Raw genomic sequence first — 8,294 nt, forward strand, 5'->3', positions numbered from 1 at the left:
GGCACCGCTGGTGGGGGCGTCGCCGGTGACCAGCACCACGGGGATCTGCGCCTGGACCGCCTCCGCGAGGGCGGTGAGCGCGTTGGTGTAGCCCGGGCCGTAGGTGGTGGTGCCCGCGGCGAGGCGTCCCGAGGCCCGGTAGTAGGCGTCGGCCGCGGCGATGGCGGCCCCCTCGTGCCGGACGGGGGAGAAGCGGAGGCCCTGCTTCTCCGCGGCGTCCAGGAAGTAGGCGTTGCCGTTGCCCATGACGCCGAAGACGTCGCTGACATAGCTGCTGAGAACCTGTGCCACGCGGCCTGAGACGGTAAGTGAAGTCATGCAGGAATCGTGTGGCACGTACTGCGGATAGGCAACACCTTCACATTCGGCTGGGACTTTTGGCAGCAGAAGCAGGAGGAAGTGACAATCTGCCCAGCTGTGGCCGGCGTCACTTGCCTTTAGCCCGAGGGGCGGCCTTCCTGCTCCGACAGGCGGCTGATGAGGCCGTCGTACCGGGGCGGCATGAGTTCCATGACGGAGATAGCGGTGCTGGTCCGCTGGATCCCGTCGATTTCCAGGATCTGGTTGGTGATGCGGTAGAGGTCGGCGGTGCCGCGGGCTACCACCTTGGCCATGAGGTCCGCGTCGCCGGTGGTGGCGTGCACCTCGATGACTTCCGGGATCGCCGCGAGGCCGCTTTCCACTGAGCCGAACCGCGTCTGGCTGATTTCCAGGGAGAGGAAGGCCATCAGCTCGTAGCCGAGCGCGGCGGGGTCCAGCCGCCGGCTGAAGGAGCGGAGCGCGCCGCTGCGCTCCAGCCGTGCCAGCCGGGCGTGGACGGTGTTGCGTGCGACGCCGAGGGTCCGGGAGAGTGCCAGGGCGCTGGCTTCGGGATCCTTGTCAAGGGCGAGGATGATCCTGCCGTCGAGTGAATCGAGGGTGCGCGGGTTCGTGATGGTCATATTTTCACCAGAGCTACTAGAAGTTGAGCAGAAGTCCCAAGCACAAAAGCGTATCTTGCAATGTGGTTCGGGTCACAACCGTGATCAGTCCTCACGACCAGTGGTGCACTCATCCGGGTTTCCCCATAGTCTGGCCGGGTGGATACAGGCACCGTGAAGTCCGGGGGACAGGTTGACAGGCAGTCACGGATTCTCGAGGCGGCGCTGGATCTGCTGTCGCGCCACGGAATCTCTGGTATCAATATGCGCGCCGTGGCGCGCGAAGCCGGCGTGGCACTGGGGCTCGTGAACTACTACTACGAAGACAAGTCGAGCTTGGTCCGCGCGGCCTTGCAGCGAATCGACGAGCATGACCTGAGGCTGGTGGAGCCGGACCCGGCGTCACCCCCGGACGAACAGCTCCGCAAGGCCCTCCAGCGCGTCGCGGGCCCGGAACTCCTGACCACACGCTATCTGTCGCTGCGTCTCCACCTGTGGGCTCTGGCGCAAGCCCATGAAGACTTTGCACAGATCAACGCGGCGGCGTTCGAGCGGTATCTCGATGGGCTCGCCGCGCTGATAGGGAACGCCAAACCCGAGCTTTCCCGCGATGACTGCAGGGAGCGGGCAGCCGACATTGTCGTCGTACAGAACGGCATGTGGCTAACAGCGCTCCTTGGCATAGACAAGGCATCCATCCAGCGAAGCATCGCCCGCACGGAGCACATTGCCTTCGCTCCTTCGCGAAAAAACGAGCGCGCACTGGGCGAAGCCCAGGAGTCCTAGAAACTACCTCATCCAGCGGAAGCGGCTTTGCGACCGTTGTTGAACATTTGTTCAGATTGACCCTTGAACGTTTGTTCAATATGGACTAATCTGCATTGTATGACCTACGCCACACAGTTCACTTCGAGGACGTCGACGTGGGCTCCTGCGGGCGGCGCGAAGTCCTAGGGACCGAAGAGTCCTCCGCCAGGACAGCCACGATCCAACCGCCTGGCCCCTGCGCGCATGTGCCTCAAGCACCAGCACCGGGGCGCCCCCTGACAGCAGGTCGGCAAATCGTCCCGCCGCGGCGGATCGGGAGCCACCACCAAGACCGTCGCCGTACTACTAATCCCGCACCACCCCAAGGAGAACCATGACGGATACCGCATCCACCCTGTTCATCAACGGCTCTTGGGAGCCGGCCGCGTCCAGCGCGGTGCGTGAAATTCGCAACCCGGCCGACGGCGAACTGGTCGCCACGGTGTCCGAGGCCGGCCGGGAAGACGCCGAGCGCGCCATCGCTGCGGCCCGTGCAGCCTTCGACTCCGGCGTCTGGTCCTCGGTCCCGGCCCCTGAGCGCGGCGCCTTCCTACTCAAGGTCGCCGCGGAACTGCGTGGCCGCCGCGAGAAATTCGCCCGCGCCGAATCGCTGGACACCGGAAAAAGGATCATCGAAAGCCGGATCGACATAGACGACATCGCCGCCTGTTTTGAATATTTCGGAAGGCTGGCAGGTCAACAGTCAGGCCGAGTGGTAGATCCCGGGGACCCCGCGGTCGTTAGCAGGATTGTCTACGAGCCCGTGGGTGTCTGCGGCTTGATCACCCCTTGGAACTACCCCCTGCTCCAGGCTGCGTGGAAGATCGCGCCCGCGCTGGCCGCCGGCTGCACCTTCGTCCTCAAGCCCTCCGAGCTGACCCCGTCCACCGCGATCCTGGCCATGCAGCTGCTGCAGGACCTCGGCCTTCCGGACGGCGTCGCGAACCTCGTGACCGGAGCCGGCGCGGAGGCGGGGGCACCGCTCTCTGAACACCCCGACGTCGACCTGGTCTCTTTCACGGGCGGATTGGAGACCGGTAAGCGAATAGCCGCGGCTGCTGCCGGCACCGTGAAGAAGGTGGCGCTGGAGCTCGGCGGCAAGAACCCCAACGTGGTATTCGCCGACGCGGACTTCGACGCCGCCGTCGACAATGCGCTGAACGGGGCGTTTGTGCACTCCGGGCAGGTCTGCTCCGCCGGGGCGCGGCTGGTGGTCGAGGAATCGATCGCCGAGCGCTTCGTCGATGAGCTGGTCCGCCGCGCCCAGGGCATCCGCATCGGCGGTCCGTTCGATGAAGCTGCCGAAACCGGACCGCTGATTTCCGCGGCCCACCGGGAAAAGGTTCACACCTACGTCCAGCGCGGAGTGGAGGAGGGTGCACGGCTGCGGTGCGGTGGCGCGGCGCCTGAAGGAGAGCGGTACGACGCCGGTTTCTACTACCAGCCAACCGTCCTGGACCGCGTGCAGAAGGGGATGTCCGTCGTCGTGGATGAAGCCTTCGGCCCGGTAGTGACCGTTGAGACCTTCCGCACTGAGGATGAAGCGGTCGCGACCGCCAACGACACCATCTACGGGCTGGCCGGGGCGGTCTGGACCCAGGACGCCGGCAAGGCGCAGCGTGTGGCGGGCCGGCTGCGGCACGGCACCGTCTGGATCAACGACTACCACCCCTACCTCCCGCAGGCCGAGTGGGGCGGCTTCGGCCAGTCCGGCGTCGGACGCGAGCTCGGGCCGACCGGCCTGGCTGAATACCAGGAAGCCAAGCACATCTACCAGAACACCAGCCCGCAGGTCACCGGCTGGTTCGGTGACCACAGCAAGGAGAACTAGATGCACTACGACAACATCGAGGACCTCGGCGAGCGCACGTTCGACTACGTCGTCATCGGCGGCGGGTCCGCCGGTGCCGCCGTGGCCGCCCGCCTCAGTGAAGACCCGGCCGTCACCGTCGCCCTCGTCGAAGCGGGCCCGGACGACCGCAACATCCCGGAAATCCTGCAGCTGGACCGCTGGATGGAGCTGCTCGAATCCGGCTACGACTGGGATTACCCGGTCGAACCGCAGGAAAACGGCAACTCGTTCATGCGGCACGCCCGCGCCAAGGTCATGGGCGGCTGCTCCAGCCACAACTCCTGCATCGCTTTCTGGGCCCCGCGCGAGGACCTGGACGAGTGGGAGTCAAAGTATGGCGCCAACGGCTGGAACGCCGATAACGCCTGGCCGCTGTACAAGCGGCTGGAGACCAACGAGGACGCCGGCCCGGACGCACCCCACCACGGCGACTCCGGCCCCGTGCACCTGATGAACGTGCCCCCGGCCGATCCTGCCGGCGTCGCGCTCCTGGACGCCTGCGAGCAGTCCGGCATCCCCCGCGCGAAGTTCAACACCGGCACCACCGTGGTCAACGGCGCCAACTTCTTCCAGATCAACCGCCGCACGGACGGCACCCGCTCCTCCAGCTCCGTCTCCTACATCCACCCCATCATCGAGCGGCCGAACTTCACCCTGCTGACCGGCCTGCGCGCCCGCCAGCTGGTGTTCGACGCGGACAAGCGCTGTACCGGCGTGGACGTGGTGGACGGGGCCTTCGGCCGCACCCACCGGCTCTCCGCGAACTGCGAGGTCATCCTCTCCACCGGCGCGATCGATTCACCCAAGCTGCTGATGCTCTCCGGCATCGGCCCCGCCGCGCACCTCGCCGGGCACGGCATCGAGGTCCTGGTCGACTCTCCCGGCGTCGGCGAGCACCTGCAGGACCACCCCGAAGGCGTCGTGCAGTTCGAGGCCAGGCAGCCGATGGTGCAGACTTCCACGCAGTGGTGGGAGATTGGCATCTTCACGCCCACCGAGGAAGGCCTGGACCGCCCGGACCTGATGATGCACTACGGCTCCGTCCCGTTCGATATGAACACCCTGCGGTACGGCTATCCGACCACGGAGAACGGCTTCAGCCTCACGCCGAACGTCACGCATGCCCGCTCCCGCGGCACGGTCCGGCTGCGCAGCCGGGACTTCCGCGACAAGCCGATGGTGGATCCGCGGTACTTCACTGATCCGGAGGGCCATGACATGCGCGTCATGGTCGCCGGCATCCGCAAGGCCCGCGAAATCGCCGCCCAGCCCGCCATGGCCGAATGGACGGGCCGAGAGCTCTCACCCGGCATTGAAGCGCAGACCGACGAGGAACTGCAGGACTACATCCGCAAGACGCACAACACCGTCTACCACCCCGTCGGCACCGTCCGGATGGGCCCGGTCGACGACGAGATGTCACCGCTCGATCCCGAGCTTCGGGTCAAGGGCGTCACCGGCCTGCGCGTCGCCGATGCCTCCGTCATGCCTGAGCACGTTACGGTCAACCCCAACATCACCGTCATGATGATCGGTGAACGCTGCGCGGACCTCATCCGTGCCAGTCGAACAGGCGAAACCATGACGGCGGAGGCGGAGCTCAGCGCGGCCCTCGCCTGACGGGCAGCGCGCCCGCCGCTTGCCTGACCGGGTCCGCCCGCGGCGGGATCCGGCGCTGGTTGGCGGACCCGGTGGAGGGTTCATCATGTTCCCTCCACCGGGTCTTTCCGTATCAGCCCGGGTCTGCCGCACGAAGGGGATTATTCTTGAACATTCATTTTTAAAAAGCCTTGAACACATGTTCAATGTGAACTAATCTCCTCATATGACCTGCGCCACACCCAGCGGAGTCGCTTGGGCTCCTCCCACAGGGGAGCCGGCGCAGGCACAGCCAGACTAGGAAAAAAACTTGGGGGAAACGGCCGGGGGCCCACAATCGCTGCCCTGCCGTTGATTTCGCCCGCGTCCAATGGCGGTCACGGGCAATCACCATCGTGCTTTTCTGACTTAGGAGTCCAGATATTGGAACGCAACAAGAGTATTGATTCATGCGGCACTTCCGCCCACACGAAACACCGCCATGATCTGCCGTGCACAATGAAAGGGACGAGATGAGTCAGATAGCCGACGCTCCGCCCGTAACAGTTACTGGAGGCGGTAACACGACCCCCGTGGCTCGAACCCGCGTCAATTGGAACGTCTTCATCGGATCGGCCACCGGAATCCTCGCGATCGCCCTCTGGGCCATCAGCGACGCCGCAGGCGCCGAGGCCCTGATCGGGTCCATGGTCACGTGGGTATCCACCAACATGGGGTGGTACTACTTCCTGATCGTTACCGTCGTGGTGGTGTTCGTCCTGGTCCTCGCCCTGACCCGGGTGGGCAAGACAAAGCTCGGCCCGGACCATTCGAAGCCGCAGTTCAGCATGTTCACCTGGGCGTCGATGCTCTTCGCAGCGGGCATCGGCATCGACCTGATGTTCTTCTCGGTGTCCGAGCCCGTGACCCAGTACCTGGCTCCCCCGCAGGGTGATGGCAGCACTGTCGAGGCCGCCCGGCACGCCATGGTCCTCACCCTGTTCCACTACGGAATCACGGGCTGGGCCCTGTACGCGCTCATGGGGCTGGCCCTGGGCTACTTCGCCTACCGGCATAATCTGCCCCTGAGTATCCGCAGCGCGCTGTATCCCATCATCGGCAAGAAAATTAACGGTCCGCTCGGCGACGGCGTGGACATCGCAGCCCTCCTCGGGACCATCTTCGGCATTGCCACCTCCCTGGGCATCGGCGTCGTGCAGCTCAACTACGGGCTCAGCCTCATGTTCGGCTTGCCCGAGAACGTCGCCGTCCAGATCGGCCTGATCGTGGTGGCCGTTGTCATGGCCACCGTGTCCGTGCTCTCCGGCGTCGAGAAGGGAATCCGCCGGCTCGCCGAGCTGAACGTGATCCTCGCCCTCGTCCTGATGGTGTTCATCCTCCTGACCGGCAAGACCAGCTTCCTGCTGGACGGGATCATTCAGAACACCGGCGACGTGCTCAGCCGGTTCCCGGCCATGACGCTGGACACCTTCGCCTATGACCGGCCCGGTGACTGGATGCAGGGGTGGACACTCTTCTTCTGGGCATGGTGGATTGCCTGGGCTCCCTTCGTAGGACTCTTCCTCGCGCGCATCTCCCGCGGCCGCACCATCCGACAGTTTGTGCTGGGCACGCTCATGGTCCCCTTCGCGTTCATCCTGGTGTTCATCACGATCTTCGGCAACAGCGCCCTCGACATCGTGATGAACGGTAATGCTGCCTTCGGTGAGACGGCGATGGCCCAGCCGGAGCGGGCGTTCTACGGCCTCCTCGAGCAGTACCCTGCGGCGCCGCTGATCATTGGTGTGGCCACCTTCACAGGGCTGCTGTTCTACGTCACCTCCGCAGATTCAGGTGCCCTCGTCATGGCCAACTTCACGAGCCACCTGAAGGACGCCAACGCCGACGGACCCAAGTGGCTGCGCGTCTTCTGGGCCCTGGTGACCGGACTCCTGACGCTCGCCATGCTGACCGTCGGCGGTGTGACAACTCTGCAGAACGCGACGATCATCATGGGTCTGCCGCTCTCGATCCTGCTGCTGTTCATCATGCTGGGCCTCTACAAGGCCCTGCGCGTGGAGAACGCGCTGGCGGACAGCTACCGCGCGAGCCTGCCGGGAATCATCTCCGGCCACAGCGCGGACGGACCGCCGTCGCGTACCTGGCGGCAGCGCCTCAACCGCGCCATGACCTACCCGGGGCCCAAGCAGGCGAACCGCTTCGTGGACACCGTGGCGCTGCCCGCGTTGCAGGAGGTGCACGACGAGCTGAAGGCACAGGACGCCAACGTGAGCCTGACGACGGGCATCATCGAGACCTGCGGCATCCGTCACGTCGACCTGCTGGTGAGGCTCTGTGACGAGCGCCCGTTCAAATATCAGATCTACCCGGTCCAGTACGACACCCCGTCCTACGCGCCTGGAAATGCCGGGCTCGAACCGAAGTACTACCGGATGGAGGTCTTCTCCCTCGAGGGGAGCCACAGCTACGACCTCGCCGGCTACAGCAAGGAACAGGTCATCACCGATGTCCTTGACCACTACGAAACCCACCTCGAATTCCTGCACCTGAACCGGGCGGTGCCCGGTACCACAGCCGTCACCGAGGACCAGGCGGCCAAGGACAACTGGGAATCCGACTTCGTGCACCAGGACGAGACAAAGTGACACAACGTCTCCTCTGCGCAGAAGGGGGACGGCGAGAGCGGAGTCACTCACCACCACTCCACTGAGTCCTGCTCTGTGGATGCCATAGGCGCCGTCGTACTTTCCCGGAAAGTACGACGGCGCCTATGGCGGTCAGCAGGTGCAGGCAGTAGCCTGCGCCGCTGCGGATCACGATCCTGCCGTCGAGGGAATCGAGGGTGCGGGAGTTCGTGATGGTCATATTTTCACCAGAGCTACTAGAAGTTGAGCAGAAGTCCCAATGGCTAGAGCGTATCTTGCGGTGTGGGCGGGGTCACAACCATGATCAGTCTTCATGACCCCTGATCAACTCCTGACAAGACCGGCCACCGCGCTGCCCGCCCTTCGTGGCGCTGTAACCGGGCTTCCGTCCTACGTCCCGGGTCGCCGGGGCGCCGGCGCGGACATCGCGGCCCTGGCCAGCAACGAAAGCCACTACGCGCCGCTGCCCGC

At 65.1% G+C, this 8,294-nt stretch carries 7 protein-coding genes and 1 pseudogene; 5 read left to right on the top strand and 3 right to left on the bottom strand.

Annotated features, from left to right (window positions below; genetic code table 11):
- Together AC5RTT_RS18855 and AC5RTT_RS18860 are read right to left on the bottom strand one after the other, a co-directional pair.
- Positions 1–318: thiamine pyrophosphate-binding protein (locus AC5RTT_RS18855; protein ID WP_494146471.1), on the bottom strand; the 318-nt coding region annotated here is incomplete at its 3' end.
- 119 nt (positions 319–437) lie between these two features.
- Positions 438–941, bottom strand: a complete 504-nt coding sequence (locus AC5RTT_RS18860; RefSeq protein ID WP_494146472.1) for an Lrp/AsnC family transcriptional regulator — start codon at positions 939–941, stop codon at positions 438–440.
- 138 nt (positions 942–1,079) lie between these two features.
- On the opposite strand from AC5RTT_RS18860, the gene AC5RTT_RS18865 reads away from it, so the two are divergent.
- From AC5RTT_RS18865 to betT, 4 genes are all read left to right on the top strand, one after another.
- Entirely contained in the window at positions 1,080–1,706 is a 627-nt protein-coding gene (locus tag AC5RTT_RS18865) for a TetR/AcrR family transcriptional regulator (RefSeq protein WP_494052464.1), read from the top strand.
- Between the two features lie 355 nt (positions 1,707–2,061).
- Entirely contained in the window at positions 2,062–3,558 is a 1,497-nt protein-coding gene (locus AC5RTT_RS18870; RefSeq protein ID WP_494146473.1) for an aldehyde dehydrogenase family protein, read from the top strand.
- Entirely contained in the window at positions 3,559–5,199 is a 1,641-nt protein-coding gene (locus AC5RTT_RS18875) for a GMC family oxidoreductase (protein ID WP_494146474.1), read from the top strand.
- A gap of 491 nt (positions 5,200–5,690) precedes the next feature.
- The gene (gene betT, locus AC5RTT_RS18880) at positions 5,691–7,823 is read left to right on the top strand and encodes a choline BCCT transporter BetT (protein ID WP_494146475.1); all 2,133 of its coding nucleotides are present in this window, start codon (positions 5,691–5,693) and stop codon (positions 7,821–7,823) included.
- Between the two features lie 43 nt (positions 7,824–7,866).
- Here the strand turns inward: betT and AC5RTT_RS18885 are convergent, their stop codons facing one another.
- On the bottom strand, positions 7,867–8,043 hold the full coding sequence (locus AC5RTT_RS18885; RefSeq protein WP_494146476.1) for a hypothetical protein: 177 nt from the start codon (positions 8,041–8,043) through the stop codon (positions 7,867–7,869).
- A 93-nt stretch (positions 8,044–8,136) separates the two neighbouring features.
- Here AC5RTT_RS18885 and AC5RTT_RS18890 point away from each other — a divergent pair.
- Positions 8,137–8,294 (top strand): annotated as a pseudogene (locus AC5RTT_RS18890) (aminotransferase); the annotation flags it as partial.

It is taken from the genome of Arthrobacter sp. Y3221157, assembly GCF_059089865.1.